Origin of the sequence: Paenibacillus physcomitrellae (assembly GCF_002240225.1) — a bacterium.
Lineage (GTDB): Bacteria > Bacillota > Bacilli > Paenibacillales > Paenibacillaceae > Fontibacillus > Fontibacillus physcomitrellae.
On record NZ_CP022584.1, the window covers coordinates 1,656,387 to 1,683,069 of the forward strand.

General features: G+C 50.4%; 21 protein-coding genes, 1 pseudogene, 1 CRISPR repeat array and 1 riboswitch. Of the genes and pseudogenes, 6 read left to right on the forward strand and 16 right to left on the reverse strand.

All coding sequences use genetic code 11. The features are described from left to right. Positions 1–35 precede the first annotated feature (35 nt). Together CBE73_RS07540 and CBE73_RS07545 are read right to left on the reverse strand one after the other, a co-directional pair. Positions 36–914 (reverse strand): carbohydrate ABC transporter permease, encoded by an 879-nt coding sequence (locus CBE73_RS07540; RefSeq protein ID WP_094093720.1) that lies wholly within the window; start codon positions 912–914, stop codon positions 36–38. 12 nt (positions 915–926) lie between these two features. Further along, positions 927–1,823 carry an ABC transporter permease gene (locus tag CBE73_RS07545; protein ID WP_094096188.1) on the reverse strand — a complete coding sequence of 299 codons (897 nt, stop codon included), beginning with the start codon at positions 1,821–1,823 and terminating at the stop codon, positions 927–929. 219 nt (positions 1,824–2,042) lie between these two features. Here CBE73_RS07545 and CBE73_RS07550 point away from each other — a divergent pair, with 219 nt between their 5' ends. Together CBE73_RS07550 and CBE73_RS07555 are read left to right on the forward strand one after the other, a co-directional pair. Beyond that, positions 2,043–3,782: a sensor histidine kinase gene (locus tag CBE73_RS07550; protein WP_094093721.1), complete on the forward strand. Its 1,740-nt coding sequence runs from the start codon at positions 2,043–2,045 to the stop codon at positions 3,780–3,782. Positions 3,783–3,809: 27 nt separating this feature from the next. After that, entirely contained in the window at positions 3,810–5,477 is a 1,668-nt protein-coding gene (locus CBE73_RS07555; protein ID WP_094093722.1) for a response regulator, read from the forward strand. 166 nt (positions 5,478–5,643) lie between these two features. Here the strand turns inward: CBE73_RS07555 and CBE73_RS07560 are convergent, their stop codons facing one another. Beyond that, on the reverse strand, positions 5,644–6,960 hold the full coding sequence (locus CBE73_RS07560; RefSeq protein ID WP_094093723.1) for an amino acid permease: 1,317 nt from the start codon (positions 6,958–6,960) through the stop codon (positions 5,644–5,646). 130 nt (positions 6,961–7,090) lie between these two features. On the opposite strand from CBE73_RS07560, the gene CBE73_RS07565 reads away from it, so the two are divergent. Further along, the gene (locus CBE73_RS07565; protein WP_094093724.1) at positions 7,091–8,092 is read left to right on the forward strand and encodes a LysR family transcriptional regulator; all 1,002 of its coding nucleotides are present in this window, start codon (positions 7,091–7,093) and stop codon (positions 8,090–8,092) included. 92 nt (positions 8,093–8,184) lie between these two features. Here CBE73_RS07565 and CBE73_RS07570 read toward each other — a convergent pair whose 3' ends face one another. Continuing rightward, on the reverse strand, positions 8,185–10,329 hold the full coding sequence (locus CBE73_RS07570; protein WP_094093725.1) for a glycoside hydrolase family 127 protein: 2,145 nt from the start codon (positions 10,327–10,329) through the stop codon (positions 8,185–8,187). Positions 10,330–10,559: 230 nt separating this feature from the next. On the opposite strand from CBE73_RS07570, the gene CBE73_RS07575 reads away from it, so the two are divergent. After that, positions 10,560–11,381, forward strand: coding sequence for a helix-turn-helix domain-containing protein (locus CBE73_RS07575; protein ID WP_174704679.1), 822 nt, complete (start codon positions 10,560–10,562; stop codon positions 11,379–11,381). 3 nt (positions 11,382–11,384) lie between these two features. Continuing rightward, entirely contained in the window at positions 11,385–11,531 is a 147-nt protein-coding gene (locus tag CBE73_RS22370) for a hypothetical protein (RefSeq protein ID WP_244905531.1), read from the forward strand. A gap of 40 nt (positions 11,532–11,571) precedes the next feature. Here CBE73_RS22370 and CBE73_RS22645 read toward each other — a convergent pair. From CBE73_RS22645 to mntA, 12 genes and pseudogenes are all read right to left on the reverse strand, one after another. Then, a pseudogene (locus CBE73_RS22645) lies at positions 11,572–11,790 on the reverse strand (YrhK family protein); the annotation flags it as partial. A gap of 64 nt (positions 11,791–11,854) precedes the next feature. Next, positions 11,855–13,258: an amino acid permease gene (locus CBE73_RS07585; RefSeq protein WP_229752511.1), complete on the reverse strand. Its 1,404-nt coding sequence runs from the start codon at positions 13,256–13,258 to the stop codon at positions 11,855–11,857. Positions 13,259–13,438: 180 nt separating this feature from the next. Then, positions 13,439–13,631: riboswitch (Lysine riboswitch) on the reverse strand. Positions 13,632–13,804: 173 nt separating this feature from the next. After that, positions 13,805–14,341 carry a DoxX family protein gene (locus tag CBE73_RS07590; protein ID WP_094093728.1) on the reverse strand — a complete coding sequence of 179 codons (537 nt, stop codon included), beginning with the start codon at positions 14,339–14,341 and terminating at the stop codon, positions 13,805–13,807. 300 nt (positions 14,342–14,641) lie between these two features. After that, positions 14,642–16,234, reverse strand: coding sequence for a beta-N-acetylhexosaminidase (locus tag CBE73_RS07595; protein ID WP_094093729.1), 1,593 nt, complete (start codon positions 16,232–16,234; stop codon positions 14,642–14,644). A 125-nt stretch (positions 16,235–16,359) separates the two neighbouring features. Further along, a complete protein-coding gene (locus tag CBE73_RS22115; RefSeq protein ID WP_174704680.1) occupies positions 16,360–16,506 on the reverse strand; it encodes a hypothetical protein in 147 nt (48 codons plus the stop codon). A gap of 259 nt (positions 16,507–16,765) precedes the next feature. Next, entirely contained in the window at positions 16,766–18,250 is a 1,485-nt protein-coding gene (locus CBE73_RS07600; RefSeq protein WP_094093730.1) for a glycoside hydrolase family 5 protein, read from the reverse strand. A 50-nt stretch (positions 18,251–18,300) separates the two neighbouring features. Continuing rightward, a complete protein-coding gene (locus tag CBE73_RS07605; RefSeq protein WP_094096190.1) occupies positions 18,301–19,677 on the reverse strand; it encodes a glycoside-pentoside-hexuronide (GPH):cation symporter in 1,377 nt (458 codons plus the stop codon). 23 nt (positions 19,678–19,700) lie between these two features. Beyond that, positions 19,701–20,834, reverse strand: coding sequence for a glycerate kinase (locus tag CBE73_RS07610; protein ID WP_094093731.1), 1,134 nt, complete (start codon positions 20,832–20,834; stop codon positions 19,701–19,703). A gap of 238 nt (positions 20,835–21,072) precedes the next feature. Continuing rightward, positions 21,073–22,200 (reverse strand): CdaR family transcriptional regulator, encoded by a 1,128-nt coding sequence (locus CBE73_RS07615; RefSeq protein WP_068696731.1) that lies wholly within the window; start codon positions 22,198–22,200, stop codon positions 21,073–21,075. 149 nt (positions 22,201–22,349) lie between these two features. Further along, the gene (locus tag CBE73_RS07620; protein WP_094093732.1) at positions 22,350–23,132 is read right to left on the reverse strand and encodes an aminoglycoside phosphotransferase family protein; all 783 of its coding nucleotides are present in this window, start codon (positions 23,130–23,132) and stop codon (positions 22,350–22,352) included. Positions 23,133–23,386: 254 nt separating this feature from the next. Beyond that, positions 23,387–24,419: a CRISPR direct-repeat array (repeat unit 32 nt; unit sequence ATTTCAATCCACGCACTCACATGGAGTGCGAC). A gap of 248 nt (positions 24,420–24,667) precedes the next feature. Further along, complete coding sequence (gene hepT / locus CBE73_RS07625) at positions 24,668–25,081, reverse strand: type VII toxin-antitoxin system HepT family RNase toxin (protein WP_094093733.1); 414 nt, start codon at positions 25,079–25,081, stop codon at positions 24,668–24,670. After that, positions 25,078–25,524, reverse strand: a complete 447-nt coding sequence (gene mntA / locus CBE73_RS07630; protein WP_157739442.1) for a type VII toxin-antitoxin system MntA family adenylyltransferase antitoxin — start codon at positions 25,522–25,524, stop codon at positions 25,078–25,080. The genes hepT and mntA overlap by 4 nt, the downstream gene beginning before the upstream one ends. Positions 25,525–25,785: 261 nt before the next feature. Here mntA and CBE73_RS07635 point away from each other — a divergent pair, with 261 nt between their 5' ends. Then, on the forward strand, positions 25,786–26,649 hold the full coding sequence (locus CBE73_RS07635) for a DMT family transporter (protein ID WP_094093735.1): 864 nt from the start codon (positions 25,786–25,788) through the stop codon (positions 26,647–26,649). The last annotated feature ends 34 nt before the right edge of the window (positions 26,650–26,683 follow it).

Sequence of the window (26,683 nt, forward strand, 5' to 3'; positions counted from 1 at the left end):
TGATGCCGATGCTAATTTATTGACATCTTGGATTTCTACTCTTTCACCGCTCCCAGTACAATTCCCTTCACAAAATACTTCTGCAGGTACGGATAAACCAGCAGCACCGGCAATATACCGATGAAGATCTGCGCCGCTTTAACGGTCCGCTGCGAAATATTTTTGAGTTCGTTGACATCCGGATTCAGCTTGCTGAAATCCTGCTGAACAATGATCGTCTGCAAAAAGGTCGCCAAAGGATAGTTGCGGTAGTTGTTGATATACAGCAAACCGTCAAACCAGGCGTTCCAGTTGCCTACAATCGAGAACAGCGACATCGTCGCAACAGCCGGCATCGCCAGCGGTAAGTACACGCGGAACAAGATCGTGAAATGCCCGGCCCCGTCAATGAGAGCAGCCTCTTCCAATTCTTTGGGTGTCGCTTTGAAGAAGTTCATCAGCAGGATCATGTTGAACACCTGCACGGCGCCGGGAAGAACAAGGGCCCAGATCGTATTCATCAGGTGCAGGTTGCGCACGATGATATAACTGGGGATGATGCCGCCCGTAAACAGCATTGTAAAGACGAAGTACCAGGCATAAATATTACGGCTCTTCAAAACCGACGAGTCTTTGGACAGCACGTAACCGGCCAGCGTAATTACGCTCATCGTAATCGCGGTCCCCAGCACCGTCCGGATCAAAGAAATCACAAAAGCCCGGCTAAAATTGGGATTGTTCATCGTTTTTGTATATGAATCGAAGTTGAAGCCCACCGGCCAAAGACCAACCAGATGTGCGTTCGCCGGGGCGCTGGCACTGAAGCTCACAGCCAGAATATGAATGATCGGCAGGATGCACAGCAGGCCTGCAATGATCAGGAACAAATAATTGAATACCGAAAATACTCTGTATCCCGTTGTTTTATGGTACATGCTCCGCACTCCTTAAAAGATTTTGTAATCCGCCAGCTTGTATGCAATCCGGTAGCCGATCACAATGAGCACAAAGCCGACAACCGATTTGAAAATGCCCACCGCCGTGCCAAAGCTGTATTGACCGTTCAATATCCCGGTTCGGTACACGAAGGTATCGATAATGTCCCCTTTGTCATACACAAGAGGGTTATACAGGTTGAAAATCTGGTCAAAGCCGGCATTCAGAATGTTGCCGATTGCCAGCGTCCCTACCACGATCACGATCGGGGCAAGCGATGGAATCGTAACGTTAATCGTCTGCTTCCACCGGGTTGCGCCATCCACCTCGGCTGCTTCATACAGCGACGGATTAACACCTGCCAATGCGGCCAGATAAACGATGGTGCCGAAGCCGAACTGCTGCCAGACATCGCTGATTACGACAATAACCCGGAACCAGATGCCGTTGCCGAGGAACAGGATCGGTTCTATGCCAAACCAGTTCTGCAGCAACGAGTTGATGATGCCGTCACTGGACAGCATGTCGGTCAAAATCCCCCCAAGGAATACCCAGGAAATAAAATAAGGTAAATAAACAAGCGTCTGCACCGTCCGCTTAAACGAATTGCGGCGCACTTCGTTCAGCAGCAGCGCGAAACAAAACGGAACCACGATGTTGAAGATGATCTTTAATCCGGCAATCAGCGCGGTGTTAATAATCACCTGCTTGCTGTCCGGATATTCGAACATAAACTTGAACTGCTTAAACCCGACCCAAGCAGAACCCCAGATTCCGTCATAAGGCTTGTAATCTTTGAATGCGATTACAAGTCCGCCCAGCGGCAAATAACCGAACAAGAATTGCAGCACAACTGCCGGCAGCAGCATCAGATGCAGGGGCCAAGTCCTCCTCAGAAAACCTTTCATTCCGGATCTCCGAATGGCGGTGCCCGCTTCTACAGCTTTTATTGGTGTCTCCATGCCCAAAATCCTTTCCTGAAACTCTTTTTGCGGATTGACATCTGCGCCGTCATCCTGCAATAGTAAGTATATAGTTCACATATTTTTCCGTCTGCACCAAACATTTTGGAACGATACCCGATTTTTTGTTTCCTGTATCCGCATGCCGGAGGAGGCTGTCATTTCGTGAAATTCCATATGAATACGTTTACAAAAGTAATGGGACTTATCCTTTTGCTGCTCCTCCCTATCCTCGTCCTGTACTGGTTCTCCAACCAAACGAGCCTGCATGTCGTCACCAGCGAGGTCGAGAAATCGATGTACAAGGATTTGACCTACTTCGCCGCACAAACCGATAACAGCGCCTCCCAGCTTTCCAAAAGCGGACTGATGATCAGCGAGGATATGAATGTGCGGACGCTTGAATTTATTGAAATCGCTTCCCTTTATGAACTGACAAATGAAAAGCTTAGAATTGATGAGAAAATGAGGCTGATGATCGCTTCCTCCGCCTGGGATACAACGCTCAGTATCTACGCTCCGGGCACAAGTACTTATATCTCTTCCAATGCCTCCATTCCGTATAACAGCGATCAGATCCGCCGCAACTTCTCGCGGACCTGGCATTATACCGAAGATGTTCCGGATTATTTCCGCGGTCGTCCTCGGTTTATCCGCTACATCACTGACCCGATCGACTCCTCTTTGGACAAAGCCGCACTGCTGGTGGAGATGAGCTTTCCTGTCACCGACCTGTCCAAGGCGCTGGACCGTTTTAAAAGCGGGGGCAAAGGCGATCCGTTCTTCCTGACTCCTGAAGGCAGAAGAATAGCGGCCCAGGATGCCGATCTTGCCCTGCAGCAGGAGCTGATCGGGCAGCTGGATCCGGAGCATTTGATTCAAAAGCCCTTTACCCGTTTCACTTTATCGGGCAGTGAATATGTCGCCAGCTGTGTATGGATGCCTGAGCTGGGCCTGTATCTCGTGGATTATATGCCGATCCAGGACGTGGTCCGTCCGATCACATCCAACAGCTATCTATTCTATGGAAGCATCTTCTTTCTGTTGATCGGCAGCACCATCGCTGCATATATCCTGTATAAGAACGTACAGGTTCCCATCCGCGAGCTGATTCGGGGGGTACGCCGGTTGCGCCGGGGCGAATACCCGACGCTGAAGGTTTTCCACCCAGGCAATGAATTCCATTTCCTCATGATCAGCTTCAACGATATGGCCAAACAGATTGAGCAGCTCATCCAAAACGTTTATCTGGAAGAGATCCGCTCCCGGGACGCCAACCTGAAACAGCTGCAGTCGCAGATCAATCCGCATTTCCTCTATAACTGCTTTACGCTGATCCGGAGTCTGGCACGCATGGGGGAAAAAGAAACGGTGATGCAGCTGACGATGCATCTCAGCAAATATTACCGTTACACGACCCGTTCGGAGCGGACAACCGCACGGCTGGAGGAGGAGCTTGATCTGGTGTGCAGCTATCTCGCGATTCAGGCAATCAAAGTCCAGGATCTTAAATACGAGATTCAGATCGCGGACGGGTTCGAGCAGCTTGAGCTCCCCCGCCTCATTCTGCAGCCGCTGGTGGAAAATGCCGTTCTGCACGGCATTGAGCCGGCAGGAAGCGGAACGGTCCGCATTCAAGCCGGGATCGAAGACGGTCTTCATTTCATCAAGGTGACGGATGACGGAGTTGGCCTGACCGAAGACGAATGGAAATCGCTTGATTATCAGATTACGATGCCTCCGGCCGAAGACAAAGGCTGCGCCTTGTGGAACACCAGACAGCGTATGCTGCTTCAATTTGGTCCGGAAGCAGGGCTTAAAATCCAGCGCTTGAATGAGGGCGGCGTCGAGGCTTCTCTCTATTGGCCGATGGATACAACCTCGGAGCTGGATGAGGTTTCTTAAATAAATAGATCTCCGGGAGGGAATGACATGCATCAGCTGCTTATCGTTGACGATCAAACTGTGCTGGCCGATGATCTGGCCGACATGCTGCCCTGGGACACCATTGGCATTAGTGTTGTGCATAAAGCTTATTCGGGGTCAGAAGCGCTGGAATGCCTCTATGAGCACCCCATCGACGTTGTCGTCACAGACATCCGGATGCCCGGTATGTCCGGGCTGGGGCTTATCGAACAAATCAAGAAAAATTGGAAACACGTCAAATGCATCCTGTTGACCGGTTATGACGATTTCGAATACGCGAAGCAAGCCTTGAAGCTCAAAACGCACGATTATCTGCTGAAGCCCGTGGAAGATGAAGAACTGATGAACACAGTCAGCAAAGCGCTGCAGGAACGCAGACGGGAATGGCAGGAAATTTCATCGATGCAGAAAGCGATGTACGCGCTGCGGGAGCAGCTGCCCAAGCTGCGGGAATACCTGCTGCTGGATCTGATCAGCGGCAAGGAAGCCGGGAACACGGCGGCCTTTGCCAAAAAGCTGGCGATGTACGAGCTGCCCGTACATCCGGGTTCGCCCTGCCGCATGCTGCTGCTGCGGCAGGAGCCACGCCCGGGCGGCGCTGACGCCGCGGACGAAGCGCTTCTCGACTACGCGCTCACCAACATGGCCGCCGAACTGTTCGGCGACCGGATGCGGCTTTGGAGCTGCCAGGACGCAAACGGGTTCACCGTTTGCGTCCTGACGCCAAAGCCGGCGCCCGGCGCGGCTTCCGGCTCCGCCGCGGAAGCCGCGCAAGGGCAGCAGCCGTCAGCCGTAGAGCTGGACGGCTGGCTGGAGACGCAGGCCGTGCAGCTGCAGCATGCGGCCAAGACCTACCTGCGCACGGGCGTATCCGTGCTCGCCAGCAAGAGCGGCCAATTCCCCGGGGACATCGCTTCGATGTACCGGTCGTCCTTGGCCGGCTTCCGTCACTTCATCGGCAGCGACAGCGAGCTGTTCGTGTCGCTGGCCCGCGAGCCCGACCGCGGCGAACCGCGGCTGCTCGGCGAGCTGTACCGCGCGCCGAACCTGGGCACGTTGCTGGAGCTTGGCCAGTGGGAAGCGGCGGAGCAGAAAGCAGATGCTATTTTCCGGGAGCTTGAGGAGGACTGGTTTGGCTCGCAGGAGCACATCCTCGAAAGCTACCTGGCTATTGCTTCTTCAATCGCCGGGCTGATCCACCGCACCAAAAAGTGGCTGGCCGACACGATCGGTGAGGATTTCTATGCGGTCGCCAGCAGGCAGCCGATCCAAACTGCAGAAGAGCTGCGGCAGTGGACACAGCGGGTAATGGAGCATTATCGCCGTTCCGTCAGCGGCGTCGAAAGAGATTCGCGGTCGGTCATTATCCGTAAAGTGCAAGATTTTATTGCGGAGCATCCGGACAGCGCTTCCCTGCAGACCATCTCGGCTCATGTCTACCTCAATCCCTCCTATCTGTCCAAAATCTATAAGCTGGAAACCGGCGAGGGCATCAGCGAATATATTTTGCGCGTCCGGATGGAGAAAGCAGCCGTGCTGCTTGAGCAGTCCCAGGACAAAATTTATGAAATCTCCGAATCGCTTGGCTACCAGAAACCAAGCTATTTCATTCAGCTGTTCCGCAAGCATTTCGGCCTTACGCCTCAGGAGTACAGGAATAAGCTGGGGGTTTAGGCTGAAGAGACTGATTCGAATTGACCGATACCGTGGAAAAAATGGATCCCGCATCAGAAAAAAACGGCCAGACGTTGTTATAAGACTTCAGGCCGTTTCTTTTTTTAAGAAAACTTTTATTGATTATTAAGCGATTCGAGCGATTCGGGTAATTCGGGCAGCTCGTTTAATCCAGCTCCCCTTCCCGGCTTCCTTCTCCCGAATGGCGGAGCCTTCCGGGTGTAGCAGCTTTTCTACTTTGACTTCGTTTGACCAGCCAAAACAGCACTACGATCAGCAGCGGATACAGAAACGCCCAACCTACAAAAGGAAACACGACCGCCGTACAAAGAAAAGAAACCCACGACAAAACTACGCCCCACCTGCTGCCTTTTAACAAGATGATGCCCGCCGCGCAGCCGCCCAGGTAGGTCAAGATAAAGGAAGCATTCGGCAGTTGAATCAGGAACGTAAGTGAAAGGGTCCCGCTGCCATACAGCACCATAATTCCTGCGAAACAAATAGCTAAAAAGACCAGACCTCCTACCGGAGTCTTATATTTGACGGACAAACGGCCCATCCAGCGCGGGGCTTCACCCTGACGGGACAACGCGTAAGCCAGACGGGAAGCCGCACCTGCGTAAGCAATAATGGTAGCCGTACAAATAAATACGCCCGTAAGCCCGGCGACAACGCCGCCCCAATGACCAAACAGCCGGCTGATCGCCCAAATCATGGAGACGTCAGACCCGCCTTTCAGATAACTTTGAGTGCCTACGGTGGCCAAGGCGGTCAGGAAATATAAAAGGCCGACGGCTATGGCCGCGATCATTACTCCTTTTACGGCGGTGCGCTGGGGGTCCACAAATTCTTCCGACAAATGCGAGACGGCCTCCCAGCCGATGAAACACCAGAATAACATTGCGGCAGACTGGCCGACGCTGATCCAGCCATGCGGGGCAAACGGGGTAAAATGGGACGGCTCCATCGACGGCAGAGAGGCCGCAATCGCCAGCACCAGAACTGCCGCAATCGAAATGACGACGGCTACCTGAATACTTCCTGCCACCTTCATGCCGGTCACATTAATCCAAAGCCCGATCAGCAGCATAAGCGAAGCGATGAGAACTCGGGCAGGTTCACCCCAACCCATAGCCGCCGTTAAATAACCGGCTCCAGTTAATGCCGCTACAGGGGCGCCGATCGGTACCGACATCAGGAAAAACCAGCCGACCAGTGCCCCGGCCTTGGGGCCATAAGCCATCGTTACAAAATGGGATACGCCGCCGGCATTCGGATATTTGGCTGACAGAAGCCCCATAGATAAAGCCATCGGCAGCACCAGCAGGGTCATGAATCCCCAAGCGAGCAGGGACGCTGGTCCCGACAGCTCCGCTGCCAGTCCGGGTACGATCAGGACGCCTGATCCCAAGACGGCGCCCGCATATAAAGCTGCCGCCTGCGGCAGTTTGATTGTTTTTTGAAGTGAACCTGAATTTTCCATCTAGCTTTGCACACACTCCATCTTGTCTTTTTCTATATCGTAACAGATAATAGATCCATCGAAGAAACGGAAATATCGAATAATAATCATCGAAAATTTCGATAAGAGAAGAAGGAAGGAGGAAACCAAAGTGGAATCCCGGCATTTGCTTACCTTTTTGACCGTAGTGGAAGCGGGCAGCTTCACCAAAGCAGCGCTTAAGCTCGGCTACGCCCAGTCCAGCATTACCTCTCAGATTCAGGCGCTGGAAACGGAGCTTGAGGTCCCTCTGTTCGACCGGATCGGCAAAAAAATCAAAGTGACCGACGCCGGACGGCGTCTGCTTCCTTACGCGCAGGAAATTTCCAAAATGCACACTTTGGCCAAAGATGCGCTGCGCTCCCATGAAGAAATCAGCGGCACCTTAACCATCGGGTCTCCCGAATCCTTGGCGGCTTTCCGGCTGCCCGGCATCATCCGCGAATACAGGCAAAACTTTCCTCAGGTTAAAATTATGCTGAAACCCGGCTTGTGCTGGGAAATGACCTCTATGGTGCAGAACGGCGAGCTTGATCTGGCGTTTCTGCTCCAGCCCGCCGAGGAAACCAAAGATCTCGAGCTCGAAATCCTTGTTCAGGAACAGATGGCGCTGGTCGCCCCTGCCGGCCATCCGCTGGCAGATCATGGGCTTGTTACACCGTCCGACTTAAAGCACGAAACGCTGCTTTATACGGAACCGGGCTGCACCTACCGGACCTTGTTTGAACGCCAGTTGAACAACCAGGGCGTCTTCCCAGAGCAGAAGCTGGAATTTTGGAGTATTGAAGCGATCAAGCAATGCGTGATGGCTGGGCTCGGCCTCTCCCTGCTCCCGCAGATCAGTGTCCATCAAGAGCTGGCGGAGGGGAAACTTGTTAAGCTCGAATGGGATGACCGTCCGCTGCGGCTGTCTACGCAAATGGTGGTTCACAAGAAGAAATGGAAATCGCCGGCGCTGGAGGCCTTCCTCGAGATCGCCAAACGGCATGGCGCCGCTTGGCGTGAAGAAGAAACGTTATATGGATTAGGGCATGACCTCAACCATAACCTGCATGGAAACCTGAGCGAGAACATGAATAAGAACAGGAATGAGAATTTGGAGGAAACCATTTAGGAGACCCTGGTGCCACCAGGACGGCAAACAGGAGCCGGAGGAAATTCCGGCTCCTGTTTGCCCGCTTGTCTCTTGTTGTTCAAATAGGGTGACTATTCCCTGATCCACACCAGCATTTCCCCCGGCTTCCGGTTGCCCCAAAGCGTATAAGGCACGGCGGTCAGCTTTTGCGGCTTGACCGCGGCCGGAGTGGAGCGGTACAGACTGTCTTCATCTTTGTTCACGTTGTTTATCCGGTCGTTTTTCTCGTAATCTTCCTCACCCTTGTTCCCGGTCCAATCCCCGTTCTCGTCCCTGTTCCCGTTCTTCTTCCCGCTTTCATTCCGCCCCTGAGTCAACGCCCCGCTGCCGGCTGCCTGACCAGCCTCAAGCCGCCAGCCGTCCGCCTCGAGCAGAACGGCACCTTCCAGGACATCCCCCATTCCCGCCGCTTCACGGATCTCCGCTTCTCTTGGCAGGCTGAGGGCAGGCAGTAAAGCGCCGTTGTCTGTCTCTTCCAAGCAGTAGATCAGCGGTCCTCTTTGCAGGGCAACTTTTCCGGCATCCGCTCTCGCTTGCGGATTTGCATAGATGCGCTGCGGCCGCATATCGAGCGAAACAGCGAATTGGTCCCCTTCCTGCCAATCCCGTTCCAAGTAAGCGTAACCGTCACGAATCTCCGGGATAACCGGCTTATCGTTTAACGTAAATACTGTGGCATGGGACCAAGACGGTACCCGCAGCGCCAAGGTAAATCGTCCGCTGCCTTCCCTGTCGCTGACGGTCAGCCTGGCCTCTCCCTGCCAAGGCAGGCTGCTGTCCAGCTTAATGACAGCCTGGGCGGCGGCTTGATCATCCCCGCCGAACGCCACCCGCGTTTCGCTGCCGATATACAGATGCACGTACAACGTGTCTTCGCCCGCCGTAAATACATACTGGCCAAGGGAGGACAGGAGACGGGTAATGTTGGGCGGGCAGCAAGCGCAGCCGTACCATTGCTGCCGGACTGGTTTGACATGGTGTCTGCCCGGATTCTGTTCGCTGGCTTTCGGCCATACCTCCATTGGGTTAACATAGAAATAATGTTTGCCGTCCCTCGCAATCCCCGCTGTTACCGTATTATATAAAGCCCGCTCCAACACATCGGCGTATTCGCCGTTCATCTCCAGCCGCAGCATACGGCTTGCAAAAAAGATCAGACCGATCGAAGCGCAGGTTTCGGAATAGTTTGTGTCGTTGGGCAAGTCATAATCAAACGTAAAAGCTTCGCCGTGATGCGTTGAACCAATGCTTCCGTTGATATACATCTGCTTGCGGACCGTATTGCGCCATAACCGGCGGCAGGCCTCCAGGAGGGTTTCATCCCCGGTATGTCCGGCCAGGTCCGCCATGGCGGTGTACATATAAACCGCTCTGACCGCATGACCCGCTGCGGACTCCTGCTCCCGGACCGGCTTATGCGCCTGGAAGTAAGCCAGATCCGGAGGATTCTGCTGGACAACGCCCGGCGTCCAATGCGAGGTCCTGCCGCGCTGCTCCCATTCCTTGTGGAAAAAGCTCGGCTGCCGCCCTCTTTCCTCAATAAAATACAAGCTCAGATTTAAATAACGTTCTTCCCCTGTTGCCTCATAAAGCTTCACAAGCGCAAGCTCGATTTCCTGATGGCCGTCGTAGCCGCGAATTTGTCCTTCGCCGGTTCCAAATACGCTAGAAATGTAATCAGCCATCCGTTTTGCCACGTCCAGCAGCCTGGTTTTGCCGGTGCCCCGGTAATACGCAACAGCAGCTTCAATCATATGGCCCGAGCAGTAAAGCTCATGGCATTCAGTCAGATTGGTCCATCTTGCACCCGGCTCTGCCACCGTAAAATACGTATTGAGATACCCGTCCTCTTGTTGAGCGGAGGCAATAAGGTCAATGAGTTCATCAGCTTCGCGCTCCAGATCCTCATCCGGTTTGACGGCCAGCGAATAACCGACGGCTTCCAGCCATTTGTACAGATCGCTGTCCTGAAAAACCATCCCCCCGAATGAGCCCTTCTCAAACCCGGCGGCAATCCGGAAATTGGCGACCGCATAACTCGGTTCGGCTCCCGGGATCCGGTCATTAAGCGCTTCCAATTGATAAGGGATTACGGTATCCCTGACCAGATCCAGATAAGGAGTCCAGTAGGGATCGTTGATTTGGACGGACCGCAGCTCCAAAGGACGGCTAGAGTGGGCGGCAGCGGCGGTTACACGTTTGAATTCGTTGTTCATGACATCACGCTCCATCGTTCGGATTGGACAGGAACCGGTCACGCGGCAAAGCAGAGACAATCCGGCTAAATCCGGTCATGCTGGATCAGAAGCTGTTCCATCACGGTTAAACTTCCCGGCAAGGTTCCTTATATCTCCATACTAATGAAAAAAAGCGTACTTGTCGGTAGAGGTTCTTGTATAATAAGTGTCAAAAAATGACCTTCTATCTGCAGCGAAGGAGGATTATCATGTTTCCTTTATATTGGGGAAAACCTTATCAGCTCCGCATGGGCGGACAATTCATGTCCGATGGGCATTGGTCGCATATGGACAGGACCATTGAGGATTATGAGCTGATTATCGGCGTATCCGGCGTTGTTTTTCTTGAAGCGGACGGGCTTATGTACGAGGTGAAAGCCGGGGATATGCTCCTTCTGGAGCCCGGAGTAAGACACCGCGGCTACAGGCTTTCGCTGCCGGGGGTTTCTTTCTATTGGTTTCATTTTCTGATTCCGGATGAGGCCAAGCCAGCCAGCGGGAGCCCGGATAGTCAGATCCCGCAATATGCGAGCTGCCCGAATCCCGGGCGAATCCATATCCTGGCCCGGCAGCTGCTGCACTCGGCCAATGGAGGCAACCAGATCCGTGCGGCCGGGGACTATTTTCTGACCTCGCTGCTGATTGAGCTAGCTGAACAGCTGCAGAATTCCAGCGGCCTCGAGGCCCTTGATCCCCAGCTGCCGAAGCTGCTGGAATGGACTCGGATTCATGCGCTCGAGCCCGATATTTCCGTTGAGCGGATTGCCTTGCAAATGGGCTATAACAAGGACTACCTGTCGCGGATGTTCAAGCGGAGGTTTGGCTCCGGCCTGCTCCGGCATATTCACCAGCTGAAGCTTGAAGCAGCCAAGGAACTGCTGACCGGCACCCCCTTGCACGTCAAAGAGGTAGCCGCAAAGGTCGGCATACAGGACGACAAGCAGTTTGCCAAATGGTTCAAACGGCTTGAGGGCGTAACGCCAACCGAATACCGGAAAGCTTTTACACAGACCCGTCTGAATAACAGCTGAACCTTGGAAGTCCGAACTGAGATAAGCCCATTCACGATCGCCAGCGGTTTTGTTGCCTCTCCCTATGAGAACGAGCTGGAGAAGCTGAAGCGGACGGATTCAAAGCTCTCGAGCCAAATCGAAGGCCGAAATGACGGACCAATCGGATGACATTTTTGACAAGCATCTGCACACTTCCCGCGATAAAAAACCATCTTCCCATCTCCATTGCCGCTGGAAAAAACAAGCTCACGGAACCGGATATAAACCAAAGGGAGATCAAAATTTCATTTAGGATACGGATCAGCAGAAGTCTATTCCGAATAAGGCTCCCCTCCCACTTACTGTAACTTTCAGAAAAAATCCATTCCTTCTTTATTACCCATGTCCCAGGAAAAAAATAAAAATCCCTTGGACGGGGCCCCAGCAAAAAATGGAAGCCGTTCGTCCAGAGGGATGAGTGCGCTTAGATGCGCGGTGTGCAGCTTTTTCTTTTATTTGTCCGCTCCCGGGTTTAGATTACATTCCGTCAAAGGGATAACCTTGGTCTGTTTCGTCCATTTGTAGCCCAGCCATAAAACCAGAACAAGCGGAATACTTAAATACGAAGCCACCAGTCCCAGCCAATCCACGCGGCCGTCCGAAATAACGGACATGCTTTGCCCGACGATGACAACGGCGCAAATCAGGAAAGCAATAACGGGACCAAACGGGAACCATTTTGCCCTGTAGGGAAGGTCTTTTAGACTGCGTCCTTGCGCTAGATAAGCTTTGCGGAAACGGTAATGACAGATCGCGATGCCGAGCCAGGTAATGAATCCGCACATCCCGGAGGCGTTCAGCAGCCAGGTATATACGACGCCGTCCCCGAAGAAAGAGGCCAGAAAAGCCAGCATGCCAACGGCTGCGGTAAGCAGCACGGCATAAATCGGAATGCCCCGGCGGTTCAGCCTGGCGAACAGCTTAGGCGCTTTTCCCTCTTTGGCAAGGCCATACAGGACCCGGGAGGAAGCATACATGCCCGAGTTGCCTGCCGACAGCACCGAAGTGAGAATAACGGCGTTCATGACCGACGCGGCAAATACGAGGCCTACTTTCTTGAAGACCAGCGTGAACGGACTGGTGCCCACGCTGCCGATATCTCCTTTAAGCAAATCCGGATTGGTGTAGGGGATCAACATGCCGATCACGAAGATTGCCAGAATATAAAAGATCAGGATACGCCAAAAAATTTGCCGGACCGCTTTTGGAACGTTCTTCGCCGGATTATCGCTTTCTCCCGCGGCAACACCGATCAGTTCGGTGCCTTGGAAGGAGAAACCCGCCGCCATAAACACGCCGAGGAGAGCCAGAAAACCTCCGTTAAACGGCGCATCACCGGTCGTAAGGTTGTCAAAACCGGAGGATTTACCGCCCAAAATGCCAAAGATCATTAAGACACCAATAGCGAGGAACACAATAACCGTAACGACTTTAATAATGGCAAACCAATACTCCGATTCTCCATAACCTTTAACGGACAAGACATTCAGGCCCAGGATCAAGGCCAGGAACAGCAGACTCCAGAGGAAGGATGAGCTTCCCGGAAACCAGTATTTAATAATTAAAGTAGCGGCCGACAGCTCGGCAGCAATGGTAATGGCCCAGTTGTACCAATAATTCCAGCCAAGTGCAAAACCCAGTGCCGGATCAACAAACCGGCTGGCATAGGTGCCAAATGAACCTGATTCCGGCATGTAGGAAGCCAGCTCGGCCAAGCTGGTCATCAGGAAATACACCATTAAACCAATGGCCGCATATGCGACGATGGCTCCGCCCGGTCCGGCGGAGGAAATTGCACCACCGCTGGCGAGAAACAGCCCCGTGCCGATCGAGCCGCCCAAGGCAATCATCGTCATATGCCGGGCTTTCAAACCGGCTTTTAATCCGGTGGAAGGGCTCTGACTTTTGTTCACAACAATACACTCCTTTAGGTTGTTCAAAGATACCCCTAAAATCATGCAGGAAGAACCAGAAAAAAAGACCGCAGCTATTTCGCGCGGTCTTTGGATCATTAGAAATTATCTGCCTCAAACCTTCATGAAGATAGCACAACACGGCGTTTTGGCGAAAAACAGCCGTGACAGTTCTGTCCCTTTCGGAAACAGCCCCAGCACCGCCCCCTATGAAGCAGGGAGCGGACTTCGGCGGTCATGCCTTTCGGCCGGGATCTTCAGCTGCTTCAAGCTTCCTCCGGCGTTACTCTTCATAACCGCGACCTCTACCTCATCACAATCAGATGAGGCTTGCTATTAAATTGTTAAGGGAAATACGAGTTCTCATTATATATCATTAATCTGGCAGAAACAATGACCTATTTATGGAAAGCGGAAAAACAAAAGGAGAGGATATTCGCCGGCAGGACGCGGGGCGAATATCCTCAATCTGTTATTTCACCTTTTGGGTTAAGCTGTGTGTTTCATTTTTCTGGGTGCCGGAGCTTGAGGCTGCTGCTCTTCGTTTCTTTCCCGTTTGAACAAGCCGCGGATGTAAGGCATTACCCAGCGGTCCAGACCAATTTTACCGGCATTGGCAGCAGCGACTACGATGAAGATTTCAAGAATCAGCATTTGTGCGTTAGTGCTTACAGTACCCGAGAAGAGGAACGCGGTGTTCATCACGACCGCCATCAGAGCAGCGAAGGTGGTGAAGGTACCGAGGATCAGCCCAAGGCCTACCAGAAATTCACCAAGCGGGATCAGGACGTTGAAGATGTTTACGCCCGGCAGAGCGGCGTGTTCCAGGAATGCGGCCCACCAGCCTTGGACAGCCGGATTCTCGCCGGTGCTTTTCGCGATTGCCCCCTGCAGGAAGCCTCCTGCGTCAAAGCCGCCCGTCAATTTCTCAATACCATGCGTCATCCATTGGTATCCGAGGTAAACCCGAACGATCGTCAGCAGCCACATTGCCACTTTGTTGTTTCTCAGCCAATTGTTAAACATATAAATCTCTCCTTTTGGTTTCTCTTCATTTGTGATTTTGTTTATTGCTTTTAGTTTTTTTGTTTGATGATCATCTCTTATGGCTTTATTATAAGTGAATTATTTCACAATAGGTGTGATAAAAGTCACACTTATCAGATTTATTTTAAATTTTATTTGTTTGGTGTGTTCATATAACGGAGATCGACAAAAAACACCGGCCAAACTCGTGACGGAACCTCCCTAATTACTAAAGAAACCAATACGCAGGGATAATTCCGAACAACGGCTGCCGGTGTTTTTTCATAAATATTCGTGATCTTATTCTATGCTGCTTGTCATCCGCTTAAATGCTTCATAGCTTCCATACCGCTTCTCTGCGATCCAGGCTTTCTCCGCCATTGCCCGCAGCGGCTCATAAATGCCCTCAGCCACCTGCTGCTCGGTTTGAGCGTCCGGCGTATCGCTCCAGATCGCAAAGGAACAGCCGATCAGGCTGGACGGGTAAGGCACCGGATACTCCTGTTTCTCGGTATCGCTGATCTTGGGCAGCAGACCAGGATGCCAGTCTTCGTAGATTTTGTCACCTGTAGGGTATTTATAGCCGGCGTTTTCCCCCAGCACATAGTAGAAGTAAGCATCGTTATAATTGATAAGCTCGTAGCCCAGATCCAGGAAGGTTTGAGCGGTTGCCATGTTGCGGTGCCATTTCGTCCAGTACGTAATCTGAATGGAGGCTTTGGGATGGACGCGCTGCGTCTGGTCCTGGCGGTACAAGCCGTCATTCCAGGCCCGGACAATAAAGCCCTTCTCTTCGAGATGCACTGCTATTTGGTTGATATAGTCGATGTATGTATCTACGCCTTGTCCTTCCTGAATCCCAAGCTTCTCTTGGGCATATTTCTCCAATTGCGGGTACAGGGCAAACTGCTCAAAATCAATAAATTCATCCCCGCCGATATGGAAATAAGGACTCTCTTGAAAAAGCTCTGCATATTCATCGATCAAATCAAGCACAAAACGTTTGGCTTCTTCATTTGTGATATCCAAAGCTCCTTTGGCTGGCGCGCCTGACGAATCCTGAAGCAGCCATTCCGGATGGTCCTTCAGCGCATAACCGAGATGCCCGGGAGAATCCAGCGACGGAATAACTGTTACGTGATACCTTTTGGCTGTCTGCAGAATTTCCTCGAGGTCCTCTTTGGTTAAATACTGCGGAGACATGACTTCCGGATGGCTGTCACATTGGAGGGTAAACCCTTCATTTTCCGAAAAATGCAGCTGCAATACGTTTAACTTGAGCCAGGACAGCTCTTTAATGCGATTTAGGATCCAATCCTTGCTGAAAAATTTCCGGCCGATATCCACGTGCAACGCTCTTTCCTGAACGGCAGGATAATCGACTACGGTTCCATAAGCCAGGCAGCCTTGTGCCAGCAGCTGCTGCAGGAGGGTACGAAAGGCATAGAGAAGCCCCCGTTCAGTGGCCGACTTCAGGTGCACGAAGCTGCCGATCTCAAGCGTGTAGGCTTCGCTGCCTTGACTTGCAGACGGCGCGTTATGCTCGCCGCGGCCCAGAGATTGGATGTGATTTCGGAGAAACTCCAGGTCCATGAGCTCTACCACCAAATCACCGGCACCGGCAGCGCTGATCGTTCCTGTCTGGACAGGAATCCGGCCTATCCGGTCTTCGTTCGGAAGCTGTCTGGCCGCGAATTCGGACTGGACTAGCGAAACCATGTCAGCCAATACCGGATTGCCGGATGAGTTTGCATTTTCGATGATGATGATCTTGGACTCACCGCTTACTCGCCACTGTTCATCCGATTGCTGAGTAAACTGCTGTACGCTTGGCCGTGCAAAAAAAGCGGGGGCGGATAGATTTCGTTCCTTAGATGTTTTGTGCTGTTCCATGTTTGTTATCACCTCTTAGAAAGCATATCGGATGCCGGAGAGGGTGACAAGGGGAAGGAAGGCAATGCAGCTATGATTCATTGGTTTGGAAAGTGCCGATGACTTTATCTTTAAATTCACTACTGTCAAAGAATTGATTGAGAAAAAGCATAAGCTTTTGTTCCAACCAAAGCTGAGTTTTCAATCACATAAAGAGAAGCACGAGAAGGATTTTGAGCTATAAATTTCAGAACATGCTGTTCAGTTCGGCGACGATGAATTTTAATCTCCAATAAAATAAAGTTTCAAAAAAGAGGCCTCCCGTTTATGCAGCTTCCTGAGCTTCCCGCCCCTCCTGCGTTGTTGCGATGAAAAAGACCCGTCCCGATCGAATTCGACCGGAGAACGGGTCCTTCTCTATGGCAGCCAACCACTGCCCTGGCGATTATAAAATCTAATATTGATTTAGCATTAACCTGCATTACGGCGGTGTCCGGCTGGCCGGCCTCGACAGGGAGCTGAACCGCCGGTAATGAAGCCGGCTGCTCCTAGTTACTGCTTATTCACGCCGGAATCCTGAGAGGTATGCTTTTGCAGGATGTTAAACAGTCCTTCGTTGAGGCTGCAATTCCGGAAAGCAAAAGACTGCATCGTTTTGTCGATCGCCTCTTCCGATAAACCTTGGAACAGCTTGGCGTAAGCAGGCTGGATTAAGGCGCCCGCATACACGGTCAGAATGGATTGCGAAATCCCAGCCACATTGTAGCTGTGGTTGATGCCCGGATCGCCGATCGCTTCCTCAAGGTGCGTTGCCAGTTCTCCGGCGAGCTGTCTCGCTTTATGGCCGGGCAGCCAGATCATCCAATCGTCGGTGTTGAGTTCATGTTTCATTTTAATAATAGAGGCGATGCGCTGCATATATTCGGATTCGGGGTCCAAGGTGACCAGCCCCATAACGCCTACGTCTTTATAGGTCCAGGTTGTCCAATGCGCCCCATACTGCTCAAAAATGCCGATCTGATCGTCCATCGCCTTCAACCGGTCCTGGACTTCCCCCGCAGGTCCGTTATAAACGGAGCCAAACTCGCCGACCCAAAGGGGAACCTGATGCTGCTGGGTATAACGGGTGCCTTGATGGTTCAGGAATTCTTCCTCCTGCACCTTGGCGTCCCAGTATTTGCCCCGGTCCATGTTGGCATTGCGCGCATCCACGATTCCCGGGTAAGGGCCAGGGCCAAAGCCGGCTGCCGTATAATTATGGCTGCTGTACACCAGGTTATCGGCGAAAGGAGCTTCCAAACCTTCAAACAGCTTCGAATACATATCCCCTTCCAGAAAAATAATCGTCGCCGGATCAATTTTGCGGATCGCCCCGACTATTCTTTGGTAGACGGCATTCATCCGGTCCCAATCCGGTTTGTAGTTCCCGAAAAAGGTATGCGGATAGTCGCCGTGAGGCGAATTGACGCAAGGCTCGTTCATTACGTTATAGCCGGCGATTACCGTTTTGCCCCGGTAACGGCGGGCGAATTCCTCCCACAAAGCCACAAAACGGTCCTGATAGGTTCGGTCATGCCAGAAAAAGCTGTGCCTTACATCATTATCCGAATGCCAATGCGTGTTCTGGTAGCCTTGTACCGCGTGCAGGTCCAAAATCACATACAGGCCATACTGCTCGCAGAGGTTCACGATTTTGTCCAATTGCTCAAAACCGGATTCTTTGTAAGTAAAAGGAACCTCGTCGTCTTCGAAATGTCTGTAATTTAAAGGAATTCGCACGGTGTTGGCGCCCCAGCTTTTGATGAACCGGATATCGTCTTCGCCGAAAAAGTAATGCTGGAGCCGTTCAAACAGAAATTCCGCCTTGCTTGCGCCGAGGATTTCGGAAACGGTATACCGCAAAGCGTGCTCCGTCCCCGTAAACCCGTTAATAAAATCCTCCATGTTCATCCAGCCGCCAATGCAGGTGCCTCTTAGTTGAACGGGGTTTCCTTGCGAATCGATAATCTTGTTCTTGTTAACCGTAAGTCTGTCCATCTGCTTCCTCTTCCTTTCTTTTGTTTATTAGGCTGCCAAAGGTCAGCCGCTTATTGACGTGCTTCCAGCTCAGCAACCACTCTCTTATGTTCCTTCTCATCCAGATTATAGAAATAGATGGCAACAAGCTCTATGATGATAAAGACCGCCGGAATGATGGTCGTAGTCAGCAAAATGCCGTGGAGCGCGGTCGGCGTTTGAGCCTGATTGGCCACATAGCCGAACCGGTCCAAGATCAGTCCAGGAACGATCCCGCCAAGCGCCATCCCAAATTTATAGAAAAATCCGATGATCGCATAAATTAAACCACCCATCCGTTTGCCTGTTTTATATTCCCCATAGTCGATCGTTTCTGGAACCAAAGCCCAGCATAGACCGCCGGCCGTAACGGTTCCGATTGCAGAGATGATCCGGGCAGTCAGCACCAAAGGAACCATGGAAGGCGGGATAACCCACAAGGCCAGCAAGCCCACCATTTTGAAGGTCAACGTGGTGAAGAGCAGTGTTCTCTTGCCCATCCATTTATAAAGGAAAGGCATCAGCGGCATACAAACCAAGGCCGGCAGAACGCCCAGCAGACCATACCATTTCACCAGATCGGGCCTGTCCACATTATACGTAATGTAATAAACGCCCACCGAGTTAATAATTGAGTTGACGCCAAAGTTGATAATAAAGAACAGGCAGATCAGAACAAGCGGCCGGTTCACCCGAAACTGCTCGAAGGCGTCCTTCAGGTTGATTTTTTCAGCAGCATGATCCGGGACTTTAACTCTTTCTTTGGTGTTGAAAAAGCAGTAGAAGAGCAGTAAACATCCCAGAACCCCCATAATCGTCATAGTCAATTGCCAGCTGCTGCTGGTCTTCATGTTTGCGGCCGCAAAAACCCCGACCAGCAGAGGCACCCCATAAGTAACGATCATCCCGCCGATATTGGAGAAAAACACGCGTACAGACGTCAAGCTGACGACTTCCTTGTTGTCCTGTGTGATAACCGAAGTCAAAGCTCCATAAGGAACGTTGATCGTGGTATAGGTGACGGATAATAAGATGTAGGTAATGTATGCATAAACTAATTTCCCTGTATCCGAGAACCCAGGCGTTGTGAAACAAAGGACGGACATGATCGCAAAAGGAATTGCGCCATAGAGCAGATACGGCCGAAAACGCCCATATTTGGAATTGGTGCGGTCTACCACCGTGCCGATCAGCGGATCGACCACCGCATCAAATATCCGTACGATCAGAAACATCAAGCCGGCAGCGGCCGACGAGATGCCGAACACATCGGTATAGAAAAACAGCAGATAGCTGCTGACCGTCTGATAAATCAGGTTAAAGGCCAGGTCCCCTGTCGCATAACCTACTTTTTCCCGGCTGCTGATTCTGTGGACCGGTGGTTTCACAACTGTTTTTTTCACGGACATCAAACCCATTTCAAAACCTCCCCTTATTTCTTGTTTAATTGGAATGCCCGGATGGCCTTCTCTCCGGCGTTCACCGTCAGCTCGCCCACCTTGTCCATAGCTTCCTGAAGCGATAAAGGCCGGTTAATAATATCAATGACCAGATCAATGCCGTGGTCGTATACGTCCTGGATCGCCTCGCCTTCGCTGCCTACGATGGCAATGACCGGCAGACCGAATTTTTTGGCCAGCTTCGCTACGCCGACCGGCGCTTTCCCCTGCGTAGATTGGAAATCCATCCGGCCTTCGCCGGTAATAACCAGATCCGCGTCCTTCAGGTTCTCTTCGAGTTCGATCAGCTTCAAGACTGTCTCGATCCCCGAGCTTATTTCGGCTTGACAGAACGCCATTAATCCGGCTCCAAGACCTCCAGCCGCTCCTGCCCCGGGGACGTCCATAATGCTGACGCCTAATTGCAGTTCGATCTTCTCGGCGAATAACCGCAGCAGCCAGTCCAGCTTGATCAGGTCACCAGGAGAAGCTCCCTTTTGCGGCCCATAAACGTAAGAAGCACCATTGTCTCCGCATAAAGGGTTGGTGACATCCGAAAGCACCAGCACTTCCGTGTCCTTCAGCCTATCGTCCAATCCGGAAATATCGATGGTGTCCAGCTGTTCCAGCGCTTTGGCGCCAAAGCCGATTTCACGGCCGGACTTGTCTTTAAAAGAAACCCCAAGCGCTTGGGCCATCCCCAAACCGCCGTCATTGGTGGCGCTGCCGCCGATTCCGACGTAAATCCTTTTGACGCCTTCATTTAGTGCGGCTTTAATCAATTGGCCGGTGCCGAAGGTAGTCGTGATAAAAGGATTCCGCTCCTCTTCCTTGATCAAGGGAAGCCCGGAGGCTGCCGCCATTTCCACAACAGCCGTATCGCCGGGAAGCAGCCCGAATTTGGCGTTCACCTTGCTGCCTAAAGGCCCTGTTACTTCCTGCTCGATATAACGGCCGCCGCAGGCAGAGACTAACGCATCTACCGTTCCTTCTCCACCATCAGCCAGCGGTATTTTCAGTATGGCGGCATCCGGGTGCACCCGGCGGATGCCTTGCTCGATATAACCTGCGACTTCAAATGTAGTGGCACTTCCCTTGTAGGAGTCGGCCGCAATCACGATTTTCAATTCCCCACACCCTTTATCTATCTTTATAAGACTTTCGGAAAGCGCTTCCTTTACTAGTCATTTTAGATAAAGCGGTTACATTTGAATATGGAACCCATACTAAATAACCCCTAATGATTAGGGGTTAGATTTGGTATCCGTAATAAAAGAGCACTCCTGATTTCCTTAATGTTTCTTTTTTGAACGTTAATTCCAGCCAATTGGACTAGCTCATCGGTTCCAACATGCATTTAAAGCGTCAAGCGGTCCGTCTTGCATTTAACAGAAAAGCCAGCTTAAGCACGGCAAAATCCCCGTACCGCCTCATGTCGTACCCCGTTAAGGTTTTGAGCCGGTTCAGCTTATACTGGAGCGTGTTTTTGTGAATATAAAGGGCCTCGGAAATTTGGGTGATGGACCCGTTATATTTTTCAAACAGCTTAAAGATCCGGCTGTATTCCTGGGCGTCCTTATCTTCCAACTCCGCAAAAACCTTCCGGATATATTCGGCGGCGATATCAGCGGACACTTTCTCCGCTATAATTTCAATATCCATCTGGTTATAATACTGGACTGCCTTGTCATCCGAGAACAATGCCCAATCCAAGGCCGTTTGCGCTTTTTCATAGGAGGCTTTAAGGCCGGTCAGCTCGTCCTCCACCGTCCCGATTCCGGATTTCACCGGGAACCCGTACCGGGCTTGAAGCTCCCTGGCCAGGTCTCTTAGTAAGGCGTCAAGCGAAGTTTCCGGAAGCTTCTGCAGCACCATGATCATTTTATTTTTGTTCTGCATAAGCAGAGGGTCGGCGTACGTGGTTAAGCGGTCTGAATACAGCTTGAACAGGTTATCATTCTCCTCGATCAGCCGGTTGTCGTCCCCCAGGATTTCCGATACCACAACAACTCTTTCCACATGCGGACGAATATTGAACACCTTTAATTTATTCAGGATGCTTTGTTCGTCGGTGGATGGACTGCGAAACAGCAGTTCCTCGATAATCATCCGCTGATTTTCTCTCTCCTGGCTTCTCAATTGGTTGAGATAAGCATCCTTGATTAACAATTCCGTAAACCGCTTAATAATTTTTCCGTATTTTTCGATTTCCTCGTATTCTCCGGTGATCCCAATGACTCCCGCGATCGAATTTTCAAAGGTTACGGGCAGATTGAGGCCTTTGCGTGCGCCGGCATATTCCCCGTCCTCTTGAATCACAACCTCCCTGCGGGTGTCGACCACTCTTTTGCCTCCGCCATGAAACGTGCCGATTCGGCTTAAATCCGTGCTTGCGATGATTATGCCGTCCGTATCAATGTAGTTGATCTCCTGATTGACGATTTCCTTCATATCGACCACGATCGTTTGCGCCAGTTTGGTGGAAATATTCAAGTCTCTTTTTCCCTTCCTTAGAACTTTACTTTATTTTAACGGATTTTGGACGGGTTAAGAGGATAAAAAATATGGCAGTCCACTTCTGAAAGAGTTCCTAACAGTGGATTGCCGCGTGATTATTAGATGCTTAGAATTTGAAAATACCTTTACAATATGCCGTCTATAATCTCGTTCTCATTCATTTTTAAATATTCAATATCATCCAGATAAAGCTGCAGGTGGCCCTCTTCAATATGCTGTTGGAAATTTGGGTTCCCTTTGCGAGCTTCTTTTCGCATATATTCAGTCAAGCTTTCTAAACGTTTGATTAATACAGCAACAAAAGATTTCTTATCTTGAGGGGATGCTCCAACCGTATCCAGAAACAGTTTCGTCTTTCTTATTTGCTCCTTCAAATTCCCACTGGAGCCTGGGCTTTTCGGATTATGGAACGGGACCCATCTGTAAACAGCATAACCAATATCCCACATTCTCGGCCCTGGATGTAAAGTATCAAAATCTATGATCCCTGACGCTTCATCGCCTACTATAGTGACATTGTAGGGCGCAAAATCTCCATGACACATGACCTCGATCGGGAGAACGGCAGGCAGCATCCACTGCTCATGGTTTGTTAATTTGGAAATATATCGTTCGCTGGATTGATGAAATTTCATTAATAACCAGGCAGCAGACACAAGCATGGAGTCGCTCAGCATTGGATCCGGTAAAGGATAATGAAAAACCTCACCTGGCATAAAAGATAAGATCTCTTCCTGCCGATCATTTATCCCATACGCTTTAGGCACAAAAACTGCCCCCTCTTCATGAAGAAAGTTTAGAAACTTATGTACGTGCGGAGTCCAAGCATTCGCAGGACGAATAACCGTCTCTTCAACTTTATGAATTTGTCCGGTTCTTCCGCCGGTGAGTTCTTCTTTATGGTTCATTTTTGATTCCTTTCAGAAGTTTGTGTTGGTGTTGCCTGGTAGATTTAATACGGACCAAATGAAGTACGGGCAAGAAAAGGCAAGTTCAAATTGTAAGAAATGGTCGAGGGTAGTTTTTAGGGATTAACGCTAGAGAAAAATTTGAAAATTGCAGTTGGGGTCTGGGCGGGTTAAAACTTGGTGCTTCATAGGTAATTACACGCTTATGGGGAGGGAGACAAGGTAGCAGTGGCGACTTGGACCGTCGAAGAGCAATTTCAGTCCACACACTCACATGGAGTGCGACCCGAACCCGTCCCGCCGCCGATGAAAACATGTTCGATTTCAATCCACGCACTCACATGGAGTGCGACTCCAAACGAGCATTGTAAAAAAACTCTACGAATATTTCAATCCACGCACTCACATGGAGTGCGACCTTTCTAGTTGCCATTACAACCGGGAACCATGCGTGAGATTTCAATCCACGCACTCACATGGAGTGCGACGCTGTGATCAAACCGGTACAACTGCCCACGGTAGCATTTCAATCCACGCACTCACATGGAGTGCGACCGCTGCTTGGTGAGCCGTACATGAACACTTACCAAATTTCAATCCACGCACTCACATGGAGTGCGACCGATACATGAAAGTACATGGCGAACCCATTGAAATTTCAATCCACGCACTCACATGGAGTGCGACTTGTTTTGCGTCATGGATCTCACTCCTTAAATTAATTATTTCAATCCACGCACTCACATGGAGTGCGACGATTACACGGACGAACAGTACCAGGCTTTCTATATTTCAATCCACGCACTCACATGGAGTGCGACGGTAAGCGTATCTGGACGGATTCAAACCCGTAATTATATTTCAATCCACGCACTCACATGGAGTGCGACATTCCTTGTTGTTAACTAATTCTTGGAAAGGAGGGATTTCAATCCACGCACTCACATGGAGTGCGACACAAATATAAGAAAAAATGAGTAAAAACCAAGTATTTCAATCCACGCACTCACATGGAGTGCGACACCGAGGCCATCATTTATTATCTGACCAGCCTGCAGATTTCAATCCACGCACTCACATGGAGTGCGACGAGCATCATCAACGGAGACGTCCAGGCTGCGAAATTTCAATCCACGCACTCACATGGAGTGCGACCATACCGCGGCTCTTGATCCTTACTCCAGAACTTATTTCAATCCACGCACTCACATGGAGTGCGACAAGGGACTTGCTTGATGATGGAAATGGAATTGGAATTTCAATCCACGCACTCACATGGAGTGCGACAGCGAAAATACCTCTATTCCATCTCCTAACAAGATGAATTCGAGTCATTTCCATTATATCTCATTACTCAACTAGATCAATCAACTCTCAGCTAATGTTCTGAGGTACGATTCAGCGTTTTTTTCGACAAAATCTGAGGTGCGAATCCCCCGGAGATTTTATGGGAGCTTTAGGTTCGCACCAAATGGCCAAGTGACCACTTTGCTTACTTACTTAGAAATCCCGGCTATTTTTAACTGAACATGAGCTTAGCTACTTGCAAATTTCTTCAAAGCATTCGTAAATGCAATAAAATCTGCAAGATGCTTATTCAGTATAGCTTTTAAAATCTCTAGCTGCACAGCTTGGTAATCATGCACCGCTATATTGCGGAACCCTACCATGGCTTTCATATTGCCAGCCAGCTTTTCGTCAATGATTCCTTGACTAAGTAAAATATCAAAGGCATCACGACTCGTTTGAGGAACCCCGACCTGAAGCTCAGAAACAGCATGCATGGCAAGGTCAATACTGGCTTCGCAGCATCTTTGCAGATTGAGAATGATGGAATCCTGCTTTGTGAAATTCTGCAGATTTCGATCGTCATTCGCGTATTCCTCTTCAATCCGGGACAGGCACCTACGAATCACTTCTATCTTGTTCAATACGATGTCAGGGTTCATAACGGCTCCTCCCGCATCCGGCTTTTGATAATTTCCCGTCGCTCCTCATTAAGCATGGCGTATTCTTTGAGAGAACGCATAAACAGCAATTGCCTCTTCAAGGAATCAGGTTCATAAAGCAGCAAACCGCTGTCTATGATTTGGGCCCGCAGCACCGGACTAGCCTGTTCAAAATCAATCAGATCCACTTCACGCCCCGTCTTATCTGCAATAAGAGCAGCGATTCGAAATCGTTCGTAGGCATCTGGCTTTTGTTGATCGGGAATGTAGGCCAAATCCATGTCACTATCTGGTCTAGATTTCTTCTTGGCGAAAGAGCCAAACAAGATAATAGAAGCTGGATTCACATGTTCGACCAGGATATGCACGATCTCCTCCAACTGGGATGAGGTTAACCCCTGCTCAATCAGTAGAGGATCGAGTTGATCACTGAGCTTTTTCAAAATTCCACGCACCCTCCTTCAGGGACTGCGACCATTTAGCTTTCTTAGTTAATATATTTATTATATTAAATTAATGCAACAAGGTATGCTATTAGAAAAGAGAGTTCTTTCATAATTGGACTACGAAATACGAAATCACTTGAAGCGGTGTCAAGAGAACTTTAATTACCTCTCCCGTTATAGAAGGATTATTCCCTTCCCTCGATTTTTCCAATCATGCTATGATTAAGGTTAGCTACCACGGATTGAAGGGATGAGTTCATGCAGCTGTTAAGTTTGCTTTTATGTCTGATTTGGGGATTTAACTTCGTGATTATGAAGCTTGGGAACGGTTTGTTCCCGCCCGTTTTATTTGCCGCTTTTCGTTTCCTGATTGGTTCAGGGGCCTTGTTCCTGATTATATTTTATAAAAGAATTTCCTTTCCCAAGAAAAAGCATTTCAAATGGTATCTGGTTTGCGGCCTCTTGCAAACGACTTATTTTAATATAGCCATCCAGGTTTCGCTGAACTCTATCAGTGCCGGGTTGACCTCGGTGTTAACGTACAGCATGCCTTTATTTTTATCTATCATGGCCCATTACTGGATTCCCGGCGACAAGCTTACCCCACGCAAGACGGCCGGCATCGCCATTGGCATTATTGGATTGATTCTTGCCATGAACATTCATCTCTCAGGCAGTCCTTGGATGCTTCTGCTGGCCTTGTCCTCAGCTATTACCTGGGCCATGTCTAACCTCATCATCAAACAAAAACTTCAAGACAGCGATAAAGTGCAGTTCACAACCTGGCAAATGACTTTCGGAACGTTAGGCTTGTTTATTTATTCCCTGCTTTTCGAGCATGGCGCTTCCCACTGGAATCTTGAGGCTGTCGGATACTTGTTGTTCTCCGGCCTCTTAGCTTCGGCCCTTGCCTTCGTTCTATGGACGTATATCCTGTCGAAAATTGAAGCAAGCAGAGCCTCCGTTACGTTATTAACCGTTCCAGTTATCGGAGTCATTTCGGGTTGGCTTTTCCTGCACGAAGAGCTGAGAGCGACTACGCTTACCGGAATTGCCCTTGTGTTATTGGGCATATGTATAGTGAACATAAAAGGAAAATCCCGCAAAATGCCTTCGATTTAAAAACAGGTGAGTCCCATTAAACTTGGACTCACCT